Source organism: Tetragenococcus koreensis, assembly GCF_003795145.1.
Taxonomy (GTDB): domain Bacteria; phylum Bacillota; class Bacilli; order Lactobacillales; family Enterococcaceae; genus Tetragenococcus; species Tetragenococcus koreensis.
Genome location: NZ_CP027786.1, coordinates 1,100,841 through 1,121,541, shown reverse-complemented (window position 1 = coordinate 1,121,541; position 20,701 = coordinate 1,100,841). Strand labels below are relative to the sequence as shown.

The following is a 20,701-nucleotide window of genomic DNA, read 5'->3' as shown; positions in this document are numbered from 1 at the left end:
ATGAGCAAAAAATTAGAATCGGACGATTTCATATTTGTTGAACAAATGTGAATCGTCCGATTTTTTTGTATAAGGAAAGGAATTATTTTGGCAAAATGATAAAGAAAACTAGTCTAATGAAAATAGTTAATTTCAATTATTCCTAAGTGTAAAATTTATTGAGGTTATCCCTAGACGAATAAAAAAGAAACCGTTACTCTATTCATTGGGCTTACAGGCACTAATGAATAAAGGCGGTTTCTTATGGAATCTATTGTAACAGATTTAGTTGAAGTAATGAAGAAGGAAACGAATTTTTTAGCAAGGGAAAAAGCCATGATGGTCTTTTTTGCCCAACTCCTAGCGACGATAACACAACTTGCTTTTCAAATTCTCGATGAAGAAGTTTCGACCCAATGCAAGAAGGAAGGCTTTCAAGTGGATCGTAAAAGTGAACGAACGGTGACTTTTTTATTTGGCACCGTGACCTATGTTCGCCGCCGAATGAAAAATCAAGCCAATGAAATTCGTTATCCTTTGGATGAATTTCTAGGGATTCGAAAGAGCTTCCGTTATAGTTCTCTTGTGCTACGCAACGTTTCTCAATTGGGGTCCATCATGGTCTATCGTCACGTTTCCCAAGCGATTGATTGTTTGACTTCTTGGCGTATGAGCCACCAAAATGTGCAACAACTGGTGGTCAAAACCGGGGAACTGATTCAGACGCGAAGTACTCATGAAAGTCGCTACGACGGGATCATTTCTAAGAAAAAAGTGCCCTATTTATATTTAGAAGGCGACGGAGTGAAGATTGGCGGTCAGAAGAAGCAGTCGCTAGAAATCCATCGTTTTCAAGTATGTGAAGGGAGCCAGAAAGTCGGGAATCGCACGGAAATGATCGCCCCGCACTTTGTCAGTCATCTTAACCGACAACAAGCGCAAAAAGAAATAATGAACTATATTCAAGCGCATTATGATCTAACAAATACCGTTGTCGTTTCCAATAGTGATGGGGTTCAGGCTATGAAAAAGCCGTGTTTGATGAACTTTCCTTAGGCTGTTTACGTCATGAACACTTTCGTGATCGGTATCATGTCCATCGGAAAATCAAAGAACGCCTGTCTTTTGTCCCACAACTTCAAAATCGGATGATCCAGGCGATTCAACATTATCATTGGCCAGAGGTCCAGCTTGTCTTAGATACCTCGGAAAGTTTGATCGAAGAAAAGGAAGCTGAAACCTTGGAACAATTACGCTTACTCCATCATTATCTTCAAAGAAATTGGCCGTATTTAAAACCTCGGAAAGCCCGAGGGATCATGGATTCCAAAGCTTGTATTGGCACAATCGAAAGCACCCATCGGAAGATGACCTACCGGATGAAGCGCCAAGGACGGTTGTGGACAAAAACGGGCGCGCAGGCCATGATTCGTGTCATTGATAGTTTAAGAAACCAAGAATTTGATGGTTGGTTGAACCAATATGAAGCTCTTCCTAACGACGTGGTCGCCCAGGAAAAGCGTTGGAAAGCCATGAAACGTTGGGTACAGAAAAAGCCTAACTTTCAAACGCATGAAGGGGCCTTGAAGGGGCAAATCGGCGAAGGAAAAGCCAAAAGTGCGCCCTTAGGCCAATTCGCCAAAGGGTTGGAGCAATTAATAACGACACCGAATTATATCTAATAAAAACTTGTTTTTGTTAGATATCATGAGGTCTAACCGAACGAACGTGAGGTAAAAAAATACAAAAGTGTCTGTCCCAAAGGTCATTTTTTATTCGACCTCAAAAAATTTGACACATACCAATTATTCGCAAGACTAGCCATTCAGTAAAAATTATGCTAAAGTGTACTAGACGATAACAGATGAAGGCAGGTGTCAAGAGTTTGTATAATTTAATATTAAGCGCAGTAATTGTGCTTTCGGTCATTTTGGTCATTACAATCATGCTCCAACCGAGTAAACAAAATAGTGCAGCTAGTGCTTTTACTGGCGGTGCAGATAATCTTTTTGGTAAACAAAAGGCAAGAGGATTTGAAGCAGTTATGAAACGTTCAACAGCAATACTAGGTACAATCTGGATGATTTTGTTATTTGTTTTAGTGTTGTTATCTTCTCAATAGGAAATAGCTAGCAAAGAGTTTGAGTATTGTTCTCAAACTCTTTTTTTATGGTAGAATGAAAGCTAAGAGGTGTTAGACATTGCAAATAAATTTACCTAAACCATTACTAGAAGAACACGGGAAAAAAGCGGTTATTTTATTACATGCATATTCGGGCAGCCCCAACGATGTTCATATGCTTTCTCGCTTTTTGGAAAAAGCCAATTATACTGTTTACGCTCCTATGTTTAGTGGACATGGAACAATGGAGCCCCAGGATATTTTAGATCAAAAAGTTGATCTTTGGTTTCAAAATACTCAAGCTGCAATTGAACGTTTAAAAGAGAAAGGTTATAAACAACTGGCTGTACTTGGGTTATCAATGGGTGGCATAATGGCGATGGGGGCATTGATCCAAAAAGATCCTGCGGTTATCGGAGGTGGGTGCTTTTGCTCACCGATATTTAAAACCCACACCCATGTCCCAGAAAACTTTTATCGTTATGCAAAAAAAGTTTTAAGTTATACAAACTTGTCCGAAGAAAATTTAAAAGGAAAATTGGCAAGTATTGCCAAAAATTCAAAAGTACAATTAAAGGAAATAGAAAACTTTTCAGAAAGTGTTAGTGAAAAGGTAAGCACAATTAGGATTCCTGTCTTTTTGGCCCAAGCTGGTCAAGATCAAATGATTGATGCTTCAACTGTTTTTAAAACGATGCAAGCGTTAGAACAAACAAAAACAACGCTGCAATGGTATCCAGAAAGTGATCACGTAGTGACTGTTGGACCGGAAAGAAAGCAGTTTGAAAAGGATGTATTAGCTTATCTGGAAAGTTTGCCTTGGAATGAGGAATGAATATGAAAGAGACAATAAAAACGAAAGTCTTACACTTTATGGAAAATAGTTCCAAAAAAAGTTTCTCGATGGAAGAAATCGCAGAAAATTTGGGACTTGCAAAAAGTGACGATTTTAAAGCATTAGTACAAACTATAGCAACAATGGAAAGAGAAGAACTGGTCGTTTTCAATAAAAAAGGGAAAGTAAAACTTCCGACTAAGCAAGTGCTACTTGAAGGAACTTTTCGTGCAAATGAGCGAGGATTTGGTTTTGTGACGATTGATCCGGAAGAAGACGACGTATATATCGGAAAAGAACATACAGGTTACGCAATGGACGGTGATTTGGTAGCAGTTGATATCATAAAACCGGCAGATCCTGCTGATGGATTGGGAGCTGAAGGTCAGATTGTAGAAATACGGCAAAGAAATACCACGCAAGTTGTTGGCGAATTTCAGCTATTTTCCGAAGAAGAAATTGCGGATACAGATTTGTATGGCGTGATTATTCCTAAAGAAAAAAAATTAGCTGGATTTAAAGTACTGATCTCGGCCGTAGGGCTCCGTCCAGTAGATGGAAACATCGTGATTGCAGAAATTACTCATTATCCTGAAAAAGGCTACGCTGATAGCTTAGAAGGGATGGTAAAAAATGTTATTGGGCATAAAGATGAACCTGGAATGGATATTTTATCAGTTTTAGCAGCCCATCATGTTCCAACTGAATTTTCTGAAGAAGTACTTGAACAAGCCAATCAAGTCCCTGATTCGATTCATCCTGACGATTATCCCGATCGAAAAAATCGGCAAGATCAGATGATTGTAACGATTGATGGTGAAGAAGCTAAGGATTTAGATGATGCAGTCTCAGTAAAAAAACTAGACAACGGCCATTTCTTTTTGGCTGTGCATATTGCTGACGTTTCTTATTATGTAACAGAAAATAGTCCATTAGATAAAGAAGCTTTGGAACGTGGAACGAGTGTTTACCTAACTGACCGCGTTGTTCCTATGTTACCGCAACGCTTGTCTAATGGGATCTGTTCGTTAAATCCTAAAGTACCTCGTCTAGCGATGAGTTGTGAAATGGAAGTTGATGCTCAGGGAAATGTAGTTTCTTCTGATATTTTTCCAAGTGTCATCCAAACGAATGAACGAATGACCTATACTGCGATAAATGAAATTTTAGAAGATGAAAATCCGAAAACAATGGCCCAATACCAAGATTTAGTGCCAATGTTTCAAGCAATGAAAGAACTGCATGAGTGTTTAGAAGCTATGCGTACTAAACGCGGGGCTCTAACTTTTGAAGACAATGAAGCCCAAGTAGTTGTAGATGAAAGTGGTCATCCACTAGATATTGTTTTAAGACAAAGAGGAATTGGTGAACGGATTATTGAATCATTTATGCTTTGTGCTAATGAAACAATCGCAAAGCACTATCAGCAACTAAATTTACCATTTATTTATCGGATCCACGAAGAACCTAAAGAAGAAAAAATACAACAATTCTTTGATTTTGCGGCAACATTAGGTATTCTTGTTAAGAGTAAAAAAGGCACAATTAGCCCTAAAGACCTACAAGAAGTAGTAGAAAGGGCAGCAGAAAAACCAGAAAGTATGGTTATTAACACAATGCTGCTAAGAAGCATGCAACAGGCGCGTTATTCAGAGGAAAATGTAGGACATTACGGATTAGCAGCAGAATATTATACTCATTTTACTTCTCCGATCCGTCGTTATCCTGATTTATTGGTCCATCGTTTAATTCGTTCCTATAGTAAAGATACATCAAAAGCCAACCAATCGAAGTGGGCTAAAGAGATTCCTGATATTGCACAACATAGTTCTGACATGGAACGACGTGCGGTTGACTGTGAACGCGATGTTGATTCAATGAAAAAAGCAGAATATATGCAAGATCATATTGATGAAGAATTTGACGGTGTGATCAGTTCTGTAGTTAAATTTGGTTTTTTTGTTGAATTGCCAAATACGATTGAAGGTCTAATTCACGTGAGTGAGTTACAAAATGATTATTTTCAATTTGTTGAAAGCCAACTTGCACTCGTTGGCGAACGAACGAATCAAACATTTAAGATCGGCCAACAGGTAAAAGTACGTGTGACCAAAGCAGATCCTGAAACACGCGAAGTAGATTTTGAATTAGTAGATGCACAAGAAGTTGCACCGCCTCAACAAAAAAAGCAACAAAACCGTAAGCAACGGAGAAAGAATCAGGAAGACATACCGGCGAAAAAAAAGGATAAAAATGGAAAAAAGGGGAAAAATAAAAAGAAGCAGCCTTTTTATAAAGGCGCCCCAAAAGGTACAAAGAAAAAAAGATAGTTTAAAGTGAGGAGGCCAGGTCCATGCCAAAAGGAAATGGAAACCTAGTTGCGCAAAATAGAAAAGCAAGACATGATTATACGATTCTTGAAACTGTAGAAGCTGGGCTTGCCCTAAAAGGAACAGAAATTAAATCGATTAGAAATGGCAGAATTAATTTAAAGGATGGATTTGTCCGTTTTCGTGATGGAGAAGCCTATCTATTTAATGTGCATATTAGCCCTTATGATCAAGGGAACTTGTTTAATCACGATCCTCTAAGAAGTCGCAAATTGCTTATGCATAAAAAACAAATTGCCAAATTACATGAAGAGACAAAAAATAAAGGAATTACTGTCATTCCCTTAAAAGTCTATATCAAAGACGGTTATGCTAAAGTATTGGTTGGTTTAGCCAAAGGTAAGAGAGAATATGACAAACGTGAAACCTTGAAACGTAAAGACCAAGAACGACAAATCCAACGTGCATTGAAAGATTACTAAGCTTCGATTTTCAATGGTCTTTAGTTTGAATTCAGGCAAAGATTTGATATGATATAAGAGGGCTTTTGTAAATGCGTAAGTAAGCAATGTTTTTTTATCATTGATAAACCTTTGGCATTTTAAGTTTTCAATTAGTTTTTTCAATGGCTTATTTCCCAGGATTTTCGATGAAAATATTTTGAAATTTTCTTTTCCTGGTGGTATGATATCGAATGTTGAATAAATCAAGGACATTCGATTTTATCCGTGGTTTTGAGATTTTACGGGAAAGAAGGTGAGAGTATTTGGATGAACGTTCGCTCTTGTTTCATATTGGACCTGTTTGGTTTGATGGGACCATCGTTATAATGACACTTCTGACATGTGCGATTATTTTTGCCGTTGTTGTTATTTGTACGAGAAACTTACAAATGAAGCCAAAGGGTAAGCAAAATTTCATTGAGTGGGTAATCGACTTTGTGCGTGGAGTCGCTTCTTCGCAATTGCCCAAAAAAGAAGTAGGAAATTACGATTTCTATGCGTTTGTTCTATTTTTATTTATATTCGTGTCAAATGAAATTGGACTTATAACAAAAATCGTCATCCATGATGATTTAACCTTATGGAAAAGTCCCACAGCAGACCCGGTTGTTACACTAGGCCTTGCTTTTATGGTGATTTTGTTGACTCATTTCTTTGGTGTAAAAAAGATGGGAACAAAAGAATATCTAGTCAATAGTTATCTTCGCCCCGTAGGAATCGTCTTACCGATAAAATTATTGGAAGAATTTACGAACGTGATTACATTAGGTCTACGTTTGTACGGCAACATTTTTGCAGGTGAAATTTTGTTAGGATTGATTGTTTCAATAGTAAATAACCTGGGCTGGTTAGCATTGCCTTTGGCGATACCACTTGAAATGATTTGGATTGGCTTCTCACTATTTATTGGTGCCATCCAAGCCTATGTTTTTGTCACTTTAGCAATGGTTTTCTTAGATAATAAAATTGAAAAAGAATAAGCATATATAATAGGAGGAAAAATGTTATGTCATTTATTGGAGCAGGATTAGCAATTATCGGTGCAGCTATTGGTGCTGGTTACGGGAACTCAAAAGTTGTATCACAAGCATTAGAATCGATGGCTCGCCAACCCGAAATGGCTGGTCAATTACGTTCTACCATGATCCTAGGGGTCGCTTTTATCGAAGCTGTACCCATCTTAGGGATCGTTATTGCCTTACTTATGATCTTGTAATAGCTAGAAAAGCGGAGGTGATCGTTTCTTACGTCCTTCTGCTTTTTTTGTCATAAAAGGTCTATAATTATAAAATAAGTTGTAAAGGAGTTACAAGCTATGCTAAATCAATTGGTTTTATCAGTTGCAGATGTACAAAACACTACGATTTCAAGTATTGTTGTTGTGAGCGGATCGTTTGTTTTATTACTGGCGCTTTTGAAAAAATTTGCCTGGAACGCGATTGCTGATATGATGAATAAACGTGAAAAAAAGATCGCCAATGATTTAGATTCAGCCGAACAATCACGTGAGCAAGCCAAAGAATTAGAAGAAAACCGACAAAAACAATTGTCAGCTTCTAAGTCTGAAGCATCAGACATCATCAAAAACGCTAAGAGTAACGGAGAGTCAAGCCGCCAACAAATAGTCAGCGATGCGCAAGATGAAGTATCTCAAATGAAAGAAAAAGCTCAAGGTGATATTTCGGTCGAACGGCAAACAGCCTTAGCGTCAGTTAAAGGTGACGTTGCCGATCTTTCATTACAAATCGCAGAAAAGATCTTAAATAAAGAGCTTTCTGAAGAAGCGCATGAAACGTTGATTAATCAATATATCGAAAGTATAGGTTCAGAAGATGAAACTAGATAAAAATACAGTAGCTAAACGTTACGGTAAGGCGTTATATGAACTGGCGGCGGAAAAAGGCCAAATCGAAGACGTTTATAAAGAGCTACTAGCCTTGCGTGATATCTTTGAAGCTGTTCCTGATTTGGGCAACATATTAAGTGATAGGCGCTTAAATCTGCAGGAAAAAAGAAGTATTATGAATAATCTAGTCGAAAATTTCGATGGCATCGTTCATGATACATTGGAAATCATTTTTCAATATGGCCGTATGTATGATTTATTGTTGATTATCGATGAGTATGAAAAAAGATATGATGAACACAAGGAAATCCTTTTAGGAACGGTTACTTCAGCCATCCCTTTAAAAAAAGAACAAAAGGCCAAATTAACAGCCAATATTGCACAAAAATTTGGTTATAAAACAGCAAATTTGCAAGAAAACGTGGATCCTTCCATTGTTGGGGGAATCATTGTTGAAACAAAGGATCGAGTCATTGACGGTAGTATTAAGACTCAGATTGAAAATTTGCGTAAAGAATTGAGCAAATAGAAAACAGAGGTGAAGCAAATGGCCATTAAAGCAGAAGAAATCAGTGCCCTACTCAAAGAACAAATTGACAATTACCAAGAGAAGTTATCGGTAGAAGAAGTTGGTACGGTGACTTATATTGGTGACGGGATTGCACGTGCACATGGTTTAGAAAATGCGATGAGTGGAGAACTACTTGAATTTTCCAATGGTTCTTACGGAATGGCGCAAAATTTAGAGTCCAATGATGTTGGGATTATTATTTTAGGGGATTTTGATGATATTCGTGAAGGCGATCGAGTCAAACGAACAGGACGCATCATGGAAGTTCCTGTAGGAAAAGAAATGATTGGCCGTGTAGTAAACCCACTAGGTCAAGCAATTGATGGTTTAGGGGATATCAAAACGGATAAAACACGTCCAGTTGAAGGAGCGGCCCCGGGAGTAATGGATCGCCAATCTGTTTCACAACCGATGCAAACGGGATTGAAAGCAGTGGATGCTTTAGTTCCTATTGGTCGTGGTCAACGGGAGTTAGTCATTGGTGATAGAAAAACGGGAAAAACGACGATTGCGATAGATACCATCCTTAACCAAAAAGGGCAAGATGTTATCTGTATTTATATAGCAATTGGACAAAAAGATTCCACTGTCCGAGCTCAAACGGAAACGTTAAGACAATATGGCGCGCTAGATTATACGATTGTTATGGCAGCAGGCGCTTCTGAACCAGCGCCATTATTATATATTGCACCTTATGCTGGAACAGCAATGGGAGAAGAGTTCATGTATGAAGGAAAAGATGTGCTCGTTGTATCTGATGATCTATCAAAACAAGCGGCTGCTTATCGTGAACTTTCCTTACTATTACGCCGTCCACCTGGTCGTGAAGCTTATCCAGGGGATGTATTTTATTTGCATTCACGTTTATTAGAACGCGCAGCAAAATTAAGTGATGATTTGGGAGGCGGCTCTTTGACCGCGTTACCATTTGTTGAGACCCAAGCAGGAGATATTTCTGCTTACATTCCAACTAACGTCATTTCGATTACAGATGGGCAGATCTTTTTAGAAAGTGATTTATTCTATTCAGGTGTACGACCATCGATTGATGCTGGACTGTCGGTTTCACGTGTTGGTGGGTCCGCACAAACAAAAGCAATGAAAAAGGTTTCGGGGACCTTGCGTGTTGATTTAGCAAGTTTCCGTGAACTTGAAGCATTTACCCAATTTGGATCTGACTTAGACCAAGCCACACAAGCCAAACTTAACCGTGGACGTCGGACTGTGGAAATTTTAAAACAAGGGTTGCATGAGCCCTTACCGATGGCTAAACAAGTGTTAATTTTGTATGCATTAACCCATGGTTTTCTTGATAGTATCCCGGTAAATCAACTTTTAAATTTTGAACATGAGTTATTTGATTACGTGGACGCTAATCATCCAGAGGTTCTTAATGAAATTAATCAGACGGAAGATCTTCCTGCCGAAGAAAAGATAGACGAACCTATTAAAGAGTTTAGACAAACGTTTATGGATGAAATACAAAACGGTTCACTAAGAGATAGTGTACAATCATTGTAATAGATAAAAGAGGTGAAGATCTATGGCTGCTTCTTTAAATGAAATTAGAGATCGAATTGCGTCTACAAAAAAGACAGGGCAAATAACCAAAGCAATGCAGATGGTTTCGGCTTCTAAACTAACGAAGTCAGAAACCAATTCCAAGCAATTTCAAATTTATGCCAGTAAAATTCGTGAGTTAGTGACCCATATTGTAGCTGGTCAATTGACGGATGTGAATTCTGTTGAAAAATTAAAACAATTAAACCCCATGTTAGTACGTCGACCGGTAAAAAGGACGGCTTATATTGTGATTACTTCCGATGGAGGACTTGTAGGAAATTATAATAGTTCTATTTTGAAGCAAATGATGACGATGCTACAAGAAGACCATGATTCTTCCAATGAATATGTAATGATTACCATTGGTGGAACAGGAGCGGACTTTTTTAACACAAGAGGGATCGATATTGCATATGAACTACGTAATTTATCAGACCAACCAAGTTTTGAAGAAGTAAGAAAAATTGTTAATTTAACAACTTCAATGTTCCAAAATGAAGTTTTTGATGAGTTGTATGTTTGTTATAACCACCACGTAAATTCGCTGACAAGCCAATTTCGAGTAGAAAAAATGTTACCTATTTCGGACTTGGATCCGGGTGAAGCAACGGAATATGAGCAGGAATATATTTTCGAACCCTCAGAAGAGGAAATTCTAGAAGAATTATTGCCGCAATATGCTGAAAGTCTAATCTACGGAGCGATCGTCGATGCTAAGACTGCAGAACACGCGGCAGGAATGACTGCCATGCAGACGGCTTCAGATAATGCTAACAATATTATTAATGATTTGACGACTTCATATAATCGTGCTCGTCAAGGGGCTATTACCCAAGAAATTACAGAAATTGTTGGTGGCGCAGCCGCTTTAGAATGATTTCATGAATGAATGGAGGAAGAAGAATGAGTTCAGGTAAGATCGCTCAAGTCATCGGTCCGGTAGTTGATGTAGAATTCTCGTTGGATCAATCCTTACCAGATATCAACAACGCATTAGTTGTATACAAAAAAGATGAAAATAAAACACGCGTTGTGTTGGAAGCTACCTTAGAGCTTGGCGATGGTGTTATTCGTACGATCGCTATGGAATCTACTGATGGCTTGCAACGCGGGATGGAAGTTGTAGATACACAAGCATCAATTTCTGTTCCGGTAGGAAAAGAAACATTAGGACGTGTTTTTAATGTCTTAGGAGAAACGATTGATAAAAAAGCGCCTTTTCCTGAAGACGCGGAAAAAAGTGGTATTCATAAAAAAGCACCAACTTTTGATAAGTTAAGTACTAGTTCTGAAATATTGGAAACAGGAATTAAAGTCATCGACTTATTAGCTCCTTATTTAAGAGGAGGAAAGGTTGGCCTGTTTGGGGGTGCCGGTGTCGGTAAAACTGTACTGATTCAGGAATTAATCCATAATGTCGCTCAAGAACACGGCGGTATTTCAGTTTTTACCGGTGTGGGTGAACGTACCCGCGAAGGAAATGATTTATATTATGAAATGCAAGATTCGGGCGTTATTGAAAAAACAGCGATGGTGTTTGGACAAATGAATGAGCCACCAGGTGCTCGTATGCGTGTAGCATTGACTGGTCTGACACTTGCTGAGTATTTTCGGGATGTAGAAGGACAAGATGTTCTCTTGTTTATTGATAACATTTTCCGCTTTACACAAGCGGGGACTGAAGTTTCTGCTTTATTAGGCCGAATGCCTTCTGCTGTTGGCTATCAACCAACGCTCGCAACCGAAATGGGTCAATTGCAAGAACGTATTACATCCACTCAAAAAGGCTCGATTACATCGATTCAAGCGATTTATGTACCAGCCGATGACTATAGTGACCCGGCTCCAGCAACGGCTTTTGCCCACTTGGATGCTACGACGAACTTAGATCGTAAGTTAACTGAGCAAGGAATTTATCCGGCAGTGGACCCGCTGGCTTCTACTTCAAGTGCTTTAGCCCCTGAAATTGTAGGACAAGAACATTATGATGTAGCCACTCAAGTACAACGTACGATGCAACGTTACCATGAGTTACAAGATATTATTGCAATTTTGGGAATGGATGAGTTATCTGATGATGAAAAAACATTGGTTTCTCGTGCGCGTAAAATTCAAAATTTCTTGTCACAAAATTTCAATGTAGCTGAACAATTTACCGGTCAACCAGGCTCTTATGTTCCTGTCAAAGAAACGGTTAAAGGTTTTAAAGAAATTTTAGACGGTAAACATGATAATTTACCTGAAGAAGCTTTTAGAAGTGTTGGTAGAATTGAAGAAGCTGTTGAAAAAGCAGAAAAAACAGGTAGCTAGAAAGAGGTGCCTTGCATATGGAGCAATATTTAACGGTCAATGTGGTAACGCCTAATGGTTTGGTTTTTGACCATCATGCAGAAAAGGTGGTTGCTGTAACAACAAATGGCGAACTTGGAATTTTAGCAAATCATGCGCCAATTATTGCCCCCTTAGATATCGAGGAGGTACGTGTTAAAAGAATAGACTCTGAGAATCACACAAATTGGGTGGCCGTTAATGGCGGTGTTATCGAAGTGCGTGATAATGTTGTAACTATCATTGCTGATAGTGCGGAAAGAGCACGTGATATTGATGTAACACGTGCTCAAAGAGCCAAACAAAGAGCGGAAGAAAGTATTGAAAAAGCAAAAGAAACAACGGATGTGGACGAATTACGACGGGCCGAAGTGGCACTTCACCGTGCACTCAACCGCATCAATGTTTCAGAGCATAGGTAGAAAAAGAAGGCAGTTAGAATACTTCTAGCTGCTTTTTTTAAGCTTAATAAAATTTAAAAGCTGTTGATTTTTTATTTTTCTGTTTTATGTTAACATGATTATAGTGAGATTTAACAAGGAAGGTTATTTTTATGCAAACATTTGGAATCGACGCACTTGTACGTTTGATCAGTCATTTTGCTTTTATTTATCTAGCGTTTTGGTCATTAGGTGCTCTGCGTATTGATGCCCTTTTTAAATCTTTTCATACGACACAAATTAGAATGCTAATTGTATTTTTATCAATTGTGATCGGTTATATCGCAAGCAGTTTTTTCTTAGAGATTATTACATTGAGTAAAAACTTATTCTTAACATTTCTTTAAAACAATTAACTATATTATCAAAGAAGGATATGGTATACTTTAAAAAGATTTTTGTCAAAAAGTAACATGTTCTATTTGGAGGGAACGTCATGGAAGAGATTATCGTTTATGGAGGTAATCAATTAAAAGGAACTGTAGAAATTGAAGGGGCAAAAAACGCCGTCTTGCCAATTTTAGCTGCTAGTTTATTAGCAGAAGAAGGAACGACAAGTTTAAGTAGCGTCCCCATTCTTTCAGATGTATTTACAATGAAAGAAGTCATTCACCATTTAAATGCAAAAATTGATTTTAACTTAGATAAAAAGGAAATAACTATTGATGCTTCTTTCCCATTGGAAGTTGAAGCACCTTATGAATACGTTAGTAAAATGCGCGCTTCAATCGTTGTTATGGGACCGTTATTGGCTCGCAATGGCCATGCAAAAGTTGCAATGCCTGGTGGTTGTGCAATCGGAAAACGACCTATTGATCTTCATTTAAAAGGTTTCCAAGCTCTTGGTGCTACCATTAAACAAGAGAATGGTTATATTGAAGCATTTGCTGATCAGTTGGAAGGTAATAATATTTACCTTGACTTTCCTAGTGTTGGTGCAACACAAAACATTATGATGGCAGCAGTCAAAGCAAAAGGGACAACAACGATCGATAATGTAGCAAGAGAACCTGAAATTGTCGATTTAGCAAATGTACTTAATAAAATGGGCGCTAAAATTCATGGAGCTGGAACTGAAACCATGCGAATTGAAGGCGTTGAACAATTACATGCTGTACAACATGCAATTGTACAAGATCGAATTGAAGCAGGAACTTTTATGGTTGCTGGTGCAATGCCAAAAAATGATGTTTTTATTAAAGACGCGATTGCTGAACACAATCGGCCATTAATTTCTAAATTAAAAGAAATGGGTGCTGAAGTAATCGAAAGCGAAGAAGGCATTCACGTTAAAGGGCCTGAACAATTAAAGCCTACTGATGTGAAAACTCTTCCTCATCCAGGATTTCCTACAGACATGCAAGCTCAAATGAGTGTATTACAGTTATTGTCAAATGGAACAAGTGTTACTACAGAAACAGTTTTTGAAAATCGGTTTCAACATTTAGAAGAAATGCGGAAAATGAATGCTCATATGAAAATAGATGGAAATGTAGCCATTATGCAAGGCAATGACGCACTTCAAGGAGCCCTAGTTTATGCGACGGATTTGCGGGCTGCGGCTGCATTGATTTTAGCTGGTTTAGATGCTGAGGGTATTACTCGTGTACGTAATTTAAAATATCTCGATCGTGGTTACTATCACTTTCATGAAAAACTTCAGAAATTAGGAGCTCAGGTTGAGCGTATTTCTGATAGTACAGAAAAAGAAGTAAAAGAAGAGGTCCATGTATAAATATTGGAGGTCATGATGTATTTAAGTCGTGATGTATTAATTTCATTAATCAAAATTTTATCAGTGATTGTATTGGCCATGCTTTTATTTTCTATCGGTCTGATGATTGGATATGGTGTAATTGGTGATGGCGCACCAATGCATGTTTTCAGCCGAGCGCTATGGCAACACATTTTTGAATTTATTCAATTTTAAGGGGCTGTGATTTGAAGTCCTTTTGATAATAAAATATCCGAACTATAAGAGAGATTGCTCCTGCGCTCTGGCAGGTCCTCGTTGCAAATTCACGACAATTAGGGAATCCCATCAAATAGTTCGGGTATTTTTGTCTTACCTTTACTTATGTCACAACCCTTTTGTTTCTTTTCATTCAAAGGAGTCCAAAGTTTATGCAAAAAATTTTCGTATTTCTAATTAGGGGATATCAACGGTTTATTTCTCCCCTGTTTCCTCCAAGCTGCCGTTATTATCCTACTTGTTCGAGCTATATGATTGAGGCGTTGAAAGTTCATGGAGCGTTCAAGGGTCTGTTAATGGGAATAGCTAGGATTTTACGTTGTAACCCTTTTGCTAAGGGTGGGATTGATTACGTGCCTCAGAAGTTTTCCTTAAGTAAAAATACTGTAGACAAAGAACAACCGGTATATACTTATAAAAGTCATTGAAACATATAGAAACGTTTAAACCTCAAGTGTAAACAAGCACTTGAGGTTTTTTGTCGTAAAAAATTTAATAAAGGAAAGTATAACTGGGAATATCAAGTCAGTGAAACTAATCGTCTTAAGTTAAAAAAATGAAATGATTAGCGACGCAGAGAACTTTAACTTGAAAAATTCGTTACGAAGTGGAGGATGAAAACGAATAAGCTATTAAGTACGCCGTTCATTTTAGTGATAGCTGCAATGTCAGCAGCAGCTATTCTCCAATTGATTTTTCCAGGCCAAACGGGGAGAACTCTGGGTATGGAATACCCATAGGTTGGCAAAGAGAAATCGCTTTTTGGAATATAGCCATTATACCTATTCTAATAGGTGTAAATTTGAAGTATGATCTATTTTATTTAAGGATAGTAATATTTTCATTGTTTATTGGCGGGATAGGCTTTGGCAAAATCACTTAATTGGATTCGTGAATGATAGTTCAAATTGAACGAATTTAATAGACACTATAGAAAATTACATTCTAGCTATATTTTGAGTTATCGAATGGCAAATTGGAAAAAGGAAATGGACAAAATGAAAATGCAGTAACTAATCGAGTTACAGCAAGAAAAAAATAGAACTTTGAATGAGCCAAGAAAAATCAAAACAATGTTCATTCCACAATTGAACGAATAACAAAAGTTAAAAACATTCTCCGAAAATGAAGAGATGAATAACGTTTGAAGTGTTCGTTATCCAAGAATACAAAGACGGATAATGAAAAGCAAAGTCTTTATCCGAAAAAGCGACCAAATCAACATAAAACGCTCAAAAATAGCAAAAGGTGGAGAAAGAAACAGTAAAACGTTATCCAAGAATGAAAAGACGGAGAAAGAAAAACAAAAATGTTCTCCGAAAATGAAAAGATGAATAATGTTTTAAGCATTCGTTATCCAAGAAAGTCTATCTCAGAAATCGTAGCTTGAAAAAAATCCCATGTCTATTGATTGAAAAGGGAACCATCCTAGTTTAACTCTCTTTTTAATTACTAGAAACGATTAGTTAACACAATAATATACAAAATATTCTGAAAAATACGTTGACAATTTTGTGAATTTTCTGTATATTAATTTCATATTCATTTGCAGAAAGTAGGGGGAATAAATGAAAAAGAAATTTGCATTTTTGTTTGTAGGGTTATTTTTTTTGTCAGCTTGTAGTGCGGGACCTAGTGGTGGAAGTGCTGGCGCTGCTGGCGACAATAGCAATGCTGGTAATCAGCAAGAAGGCGACACAATCAAGGTAGGGTTGAACCTTGAACTATCCGGAGCAGTCGCTGGATATGGTGCGCAAGAAGAAGAAGGAGCAGAATTAGCTGTCGAAAAAATTAATGAAGATGGCGGAATTTTGGGTAAGGATGTTGAATTAGTAACCAAAGATAATAAATCTGATAATAATGAAGCAGCGACAACAGCTGCAAATTTAACAACCAATGATAATATTGTGGCAATGATTGGACCAGCCACTTCGGGTGCGGTAAAAGCAGCAATTCCTAATGTTACTAAAGCACAAGTACCTATGGTTACACCTTCTGGAACAGATGATTCAATCACGGTAAGTAATGACCAAGTACAAGAATATATTTTCCGTTCTTGTTTCCAAGATAGTTTCCAAGGGGTTATTTTAGCGAAATATGCGACTGATAATTTAGAAGCTGAAAAAACTGCGATCTTGGGAGATAATTCTAGTGATTATGCTACAGGTTTAACTAAAGCATTTACTGATGAATACGATGGCGATATTGTTGCGCAAGAAAACTTTACTAAAGGCGATAAAGATTTCCAAGCAGCATTAACGAAATTGAAAGAAACTGACTTCGATGTGTTGTATGTACCAGGTTATTATGAAGAAGCAGGGTTGATCATAAAACAAGCGCGTGAAATGGGAATTGAACAGCCAATTATTGGGGCTGATGGTTTCGGCGATGAAAAAATGATTGAATTAGCTGGTGAAGAAAATGTTTCAAATGTTTTCTATACTGGGCACTTTTCCGCTCTAGCTCCAGCAAATGATACAGTAGAACCATTTATCGACGATTTTAAAGGTAAATATGATAAAGAGCCGTCGACTTTTAATGCATTGTCTTATGATGCGATGTTGATGATTAAAGCTGCTATCGAAAACGAAGATTCTGCAGATTCAACTGATATTGCTAAGGGATTAGCAGAACTGCAAGACTTTGTGGGAGTTACTGGTAATATTTCGGTTGACCAAGATCATAATCCAGAAAAACCACTAGTTGTTGTCGGGTTTACCGATGGAGAGGAAAGTTCAGCTGAAACAATTGAACCTTAAAACAAGGGAATAGGGATACAGCAAAAAAGCTGGGACAAAACTTCTTGTTTGATTTTGTCCCAGCTTCCTTTAGTTAAAATATAATTTTTATTGGAAGTGATAACAATGGAACTAATGATTCAGCAATTAGTGAATGGATTGTTTCTAGGAAGTATTTACGCTTTAATGGCGCTGGGTTATACAATGGTTTATGGCATTATTAATTTAATAAATTTCGCTCATGGTGAGATCTATATGATTGGTAGTTTTATTGGTTATTTTTTAATTCAATCATTTAATACTTGGCAAGTCTTACCCAATGCTTGGGGATTTTTTGCTGCATTGGCAATTTCGATGGTAGTTTCTGCGTTTTTAGGGGTAGTCATCGAATTTCTGGCTTATCGTCCTTTAAGAAAGTCTACCAGAATTTCATCATTAATTACTGCTATTGGGGTCTCCTATCTGTTGCAAAATGTTATGATTTATTTCTTTTCACCAGATTCAAGACCTTATCCACAATCAATTGCCAGAAAAACTTATTCATTGGGAGTGATTGATATCAGTAATATTCAATTATTGATATTGGTTGTTTCTGTTACGTTAATGATTTTGTTGCAAGTTATTATTAAGAAAACAAAAATGGGTAAAGCAATGCGGGCAGTAAGTGTAGATAATGATGCTGCTCAATTAATGGGGATCAACGTTAATCGTACGATTTCTTTTACTTTTGCTTTAGGCTCAGCACTGGCAGCGGCAGGTGGGATGCTAATTGGATTATATTACAATTCGATTGATCCTATGATGGGCGTGGCGCCGGGACTAAAATCTTTTGTAGCAGCAGTTCTTGGTGGTATTGGTATCATCCCTGGTGCTGCCTTGGGCGGCTTTGTGATCGGATTGATTGAAACAATGGCTACAGTGTTTGGCTTTTCCGACTATAAAGATGCCTTGGTTTACTTGGTTTTGATTATTATTTTACTCGTTCGTCCGGCCGGTATTTTAGGGAAAAATATTAAAGAGAAAGTGTAGGCGATAAAGATGAAGAAAAATTTAAAATATAATCTTATATGGCTTGCTCTTGCATGTGTGATCTATTTTGGTTTATTTGCTTTATACAACGGTGGTTTCATTACTATTTTTACCGATGCAATTATTGTTAATATTGGAATTAACGTCATTTTAGCGGTTAGTTTAAATTTAATTATCGGCTTTTCTGGCCAGCTTTCTTTAGGACATGCGGGATTTATGGCAATTGGCGCTTATGCAGCAGCTATTCTAACGCAAGATAATCCTACCTATCTAGCTTTTGCTTTATCATTAGTGGGTGGGATGCTTATCTCAGGCTTTATTGCCTTAATTGTTGGGGTTCCAACGTTGCGTTTGAAAGGTGACTATCTAGCTATTGCAACGCTAGGTGTATCAGAAATTATCCGGATACTCATTGTGAACTTTGACGAGTTGACTAATGGCCCTTCAGGAATTTTTGGAATACCACAATTTAGCAATTGGCAAGTCGTTTTTATTTTTATGGTGCTGGCTATTTTACTGGTGTCCAATTATATCCATTCAGGTGACGGACGGGCAACGCTTGCTGTACGTGAAGATGAAATTGCTGCTGAAGCGATGGGTGTAAATACGGCTAAATACAAGGTAACTGCTTTTGTATTAGGCGCAATGTTGGCCAGTTTAGCAGGCTCTTTATATGCTACTTACCAGCAATCCGTTTTTCCTAATGATTATGATTTTATGAAATCCATTGATATTTTAATTATTGTAGTATTTGGAGGCATTGGTAGTACGACTGGAGCTATTGTCGCAGCTGGCGTATTAGGTTTTTTGAATATGTACTTACAAGATTTTGGCAGCTTGCGAATGATTATCTATGCCTTAGCTATTATTGTTATTATGATTTTTAAACCTAGTGGTCTTTTAGGAACCTGGGAATTTTCGATTAAGAGAATTATTGATAAATTTAGCAAGAAAGGAGACGACCAAGATGCCTCTATTAACAGTTAATAATTTAACTAAAAATTTCGGCGGATTAGCTGCCGTCTCTCAGGTAGATATTGATTTAGAAAAAAATGAATTAGTAGGACTAATTGGTCCTAATGGAGCGGGGAAAACCACTTTATTTAACTTATTGACAGGTGTGTATGTTCCTTCAAGTGGCGAAATTACGCTAACGGGTAACGGGAAAAGCACACGCTTAAATGGAATGAAGTCTTACAAAATTGCTGATTTGGGACTGTCACGTACCTTTCAAAATATTCGTTTGTTTAAAGACCTGTCGGTAATGGAAAATGTATTGATCGCGATGAATGCTAAACATAAAGAAAACTTTGTGACCAGTGTTTTGCGTTTACCGAAATTTTACAAAATGGAAGAACAACTGCAAAATAAGGCAATGGAACTGTTATCGCTTTTCAATTTGGTGGATAAAAAAGATACACTTACTAAAAACCTCCCTTACGGTCAACAACGTCGCTTAGAAATTGTGCGCGCCTTAGCAACTGAGCCGCAGATTTTATTCCTGGATGAACCAGCAGCAGGTATGAATCCCAATGAAACAGCCGATTTAACCAGCTTAATTCGGGAAGTACAAGAAAAGTTTGAAATCACTATTGTCTTAATTGAACATGACATGAGTTTAGTTATGGACGTTTGCGAACGCATCTATGTCTTAGAGTACGGCCGTGTGATCGCTAAAGGTACACCAGCAGAGATCAAAACCAATCAAAGTGTGATCGACGCCTACTTAGGAGGTGAATCCTAATGTTAAAAGTAGAAAATTTATCCGTGCGTTACGGCATGATCCAAGCCGTTCATGATATTTCTTTTCATGTAGATCAAGGAGAAATTGTTACGCTGATTGGTGCTAACGGGGCGGGAAAAACGACAATACTACGGACAATCTCTGGCTTAGTTCGAACGCGCAGCGGTCATATCTATTTTGAAGAGCAAGCAATTGATAAAAAGGCTCCGCAAAAAATTGTCGCTCGAGGGTTATCGCAAGTTCCTGAAGGCCGTCATGTTTTTCGTGGATTGACGGTGAAAGAGAATTTAGAAATGGGCGCTTTTTTGCGAAAGGATAAGCAATCAAAAGAAATGTTTGATCAAATCTTTTCTAAATTTCCGATTTTAGAAGAACGAAAAAATCAGGACGCAGCGACTTTGTCAGGGGGCGAACAGCAAATGCTGGCAATGGGGCGTGCCTTGATGTCAAAACCTAAGCTATTATTATTGGATGAGCCCTCTATGGGACTGGCGCCTATTTTCATTAAAGAAATTTTTGCTACTATTGAAGAAATCAAAAAACAAGGAACCACCGTTTTACTAATTGAACAGAATGCACAAATGGCCTTATCAATTGCTGACCGTGGGTATGTATTAGAAAGTGGCAAGATTGTTTTACAGGGCACTGGAAAAAAACTTGCAGACAGTGATGAAGTGAAGAAAGCTTATTTAGGAGGGTAA

The 20,701-nt window shown here is 37.7% G+C and carries 21 protein-coding genes and 1 pseudogene; all 22 read left to right on the top strand.

The features are described from left to right. The first annotated feature begins 243 nt into the window (after window positions 1-243). The 22 genes and pseudogenes from C7K43_RS05290 (at window position 244) to C7K43_RS05180 (ending at window position 20,701) form a co-directional block, all read left to right on the top strand. A pseudogene (locus C7K43_RS05290) lies at window positions 244-1,661 on the top strand (ISLre2 family transposase). A gap of 203 nt (window positions 1,662-1,864) precedes the next feature. Further along, window positions 1,865-2,101: a preprotein translocase subunit SecG gene (gene secG / locus C7K43_RS05285; protein WP_124005912.1), complete on the top strand. Its 237-nt coding sequence runs from the start codon at window positions 1,865-1,867 to the stop codon at window positions 2,099-2,101. A gap of 79 nt (window positions 2,102-2,180) precedes the next feature. Then, entirely contained in the window at window positions 2,181-2,936 is a 756-nt protein-coding gene (locus tag C7K43_RS05280; protein ID WP_124005911.1) for an alpha/beta hydrolase, read from the top strand. Between the two features lie 2 nt (window positions 2,937-2,938). Next, window positions 2,939-5,266, top strand: a complete 2,328-nt coding sequence (rnr, locus tag C7K43_RS05275; protein WP_124005910.1) for a ribonuclease R — start codon at window positions 2,939-2,941, stop codon at window positions 5,264-5,266. A gap of 23 nt (window positions 5,267-5,289) precedes the next feature. Further along, window positions 5,290-5,748 carry an SsrA-binding protein SmpB gene (smpB, locus tag C7K43_RS05270; RefSeq protein ID WP_124005909.1) on the top strand — a complete coding sequence of 153 codons (459 nt, stop codon included), beginning with the start codon at window positions 5,290-5,292 and terminating at the stop codon, window positions 5,746-5,748. Window positions 5,749-6,032: 284 nt separating this feature from the next. After that, window positions 6,033-6,749 carry a F0F1 ATP synthase subunit A gene (gene atpB / locus C7K43_RS05265; protein ID WP_124005908.1) on the top strand — a complete coding sequence of 239 codons (717 nt, stop codon included), beginning with the start codon at window positions 6,033-6,035 and terminating at the stop codon, window positions 6,747-6,749. Window positions 6,750-6,775: 26 nt separating this feature from the next. Continuing rightward, window positions 6,776-6,985: an ATP synthase F0 subunit C gene (atpE, locus tag C7K43_RS05260; protein WP_124005907.1), complete on the top strand. Its 210-nt coding sequence runs from the start codon at window positions 6,776-6,778 to the stop codon at window positions 6,983-6,985. 99 nt (window positions 6,986-7,084) lie between these two features. Continuing rightward, the gene (gene atpF, locus C7K43_RS05255) at window positions 7,085-7,615 is read left to right on the top strand and encodes a F0F1 ATP synthase subunit B (protein ID WP_124005906.1); all 531 of its coding nucleotides are present in this window, start codon (window positions 7,085-7,087) and stop codon (window positions 7,613-7,615) included. Further along, window positions 7,602-8,144: a F0F1 ATP synthase subunit delta gene (locus C7K43_RS05250; RefSeq protein WP_124005905.1), complete on the top strand. Its 543-nt coding sequence runs from the start codon at window positions 7,602-7,604 to the stop codon at window positions 8,142-8,144. The genes atpF and C7K43_RS05250 overlap by 14 nt, the downstream gene beginning before the upstream one ends. Before the next feature lie 18 nt (window positions 8,145-8,162). Next, a complete protein-coding gene (gene atpA / locus C7K43_RS05245) occupies window positions 8,163-9,707 on the top strand; it encodes a F0F1 ATP synthase subunit alpha (protein ID WP_124005904.1) in 1,545 nt (514 codons plus the stop codon). A gap of 22 nt (window positions 9,708-9,729) precedes the next feature. After that, entirely contained in the window at window positions 9,730-10,626 is an 897-nt protein-coding gene (locus C7K43_RS05240; RefSeq protein WP_124005903.1) for a F0F1 ATP synthase subunit gamma, read from the top strand. Between the two features lie 26 nt (window positions 10,627-10,652). After that, complete coding sequence (gene atpD / locus C7K43_RS05235; RefSeq protein ID WP_124005902.1) at window positions 10,653-12,059, top strand: F0F1 ATP synthase subunit beta; 1,407 nt, start codon at window positions 10,653-10,655, stop codon at window positions 12,057-12,059. A gap of 17 nt (window positions 12,060-12,076) precedes the next feature. Beyond that, complete coding sequence (locus C7K43_RS05230; protein ID WP_124005901.1) at window positions 12,077-12,499, top strand: F0F1 ATP synthase subunit epsilon; 423 nt, start codon at window positions 12,077-12,079, stop codon at window positions 12,497-12,499. 131 nt (window positions 12,500-12,630) lie between these two features. Continuing rightward, window positions 12,631-12,864 (top strand): DUF1146 family protein, encoded by a 234-nt coding sequence (locus C7K43_RS05225; RefSeq protein ID WP_124005900.1) that lies wholly within the window; start codon window positions 12,631-12,633, stop codon window positions 12,862-12,864. A gap of 89 nt (window positions 12,865-12,953) precedes the next feature. Beyond that, on the top strand, window positions 12,954-14,252 hold the full coding sequence (gene murA, locus C7K43_RS05220; protein ID WP_124005899.1) for a UDP-N-acetylglucosamine 1-carboxyvinyltransferase: 1,299 nt from the start codon (window positions 12,954-12,956) through the stop codon (window positions 14,250-14,252). A 15-nt stretch (window positions 14,253-14,267) separates the two neighbouring features. Continuing rightward, window positions 14,268-14,447 (top strand): DNA-directed RNA polymerase subunit beta, encoded by a 180-nt coding sequence (locus C7K43_RS05215; RefSeq protein ID WP_124005898.1) that lies wholly within the window; start codon window positions 14,268-14,270, stop codon window positions 14,445-14,447. Between the two features lie 194 nt (window positions 14,448-14,641). Further along, window positions 14,642-14,917, top strand: coding sequence for a membrane protein insertion efficiency factor YidD (yidD, locus tag C7K43_RS05210; protein WP_124005897.1), 276 nt, complete (start codon window positions 14,642-14,644; stop codon window positions 14,915-14,917). A gap of 1,140 nt (window positions 14,918-16,057) precedes the next feature. After that, complete coding sequence (locus C7K43_RS05200; RefSeq protein WP_124005896.1) at window positions 16,058-17,248, top strand: ABC transporter substrate-binding protein; 1,191 nt, start codon at window positions 16,058-16,060, stop codon at window positions 17,246-17,248. Between the two features lie 105 nt (window positions 17,249-17,353). After that, entirely contained in the window at window positions 17,354-18,256 is a 903-nt protein-coding gene (locus C7K43_RS05195; protein ID WP_124005895.1) for a branched-chain amino acid ABC transporter permease, read from the top strand. Between the two features lie 9 nt (window positions 18,257-18,265). After that, entirely contained in the window at window positions 18,266-19,243 is a 978-nt protein-coding gene (locus C7K43_RS05190; protein ID WP_124005894.1) for a branched-chain amino acid ABC transporter permease, read from the top strand. Further along, window positions 19,224-20,000 carry an ABC transporter ATP-binding protein gene (locus C7K43_RS05185; protein ID WP_124005893.1) on the top strand — a complete coding sequence of 259 codons (777 nt, stop codon included), beginning with the start codon at window positions 19,224-19,226 and terminating at the stop codon, window positions 19,998-20,000. The genes C7K43_RS05190 and C7K43_RS05185 overlap by 20 nt, the downstream gene beginning before the upstream one ends. Then, on the top strand, window positions 20,000-20,701 hold the full coding sequence (locus C7K43_RS05180) for an ABC transporter ATP-binding protein (protein ID WP_124005892.1): 702 nt from the start codon (window positions 20,000-20,002) through the stop codon (window positions 20,699-20,701). Before C7K43_RS05185 ends, C7K43_RS05180 begins: the two co-directional genes overlap by 1 nt.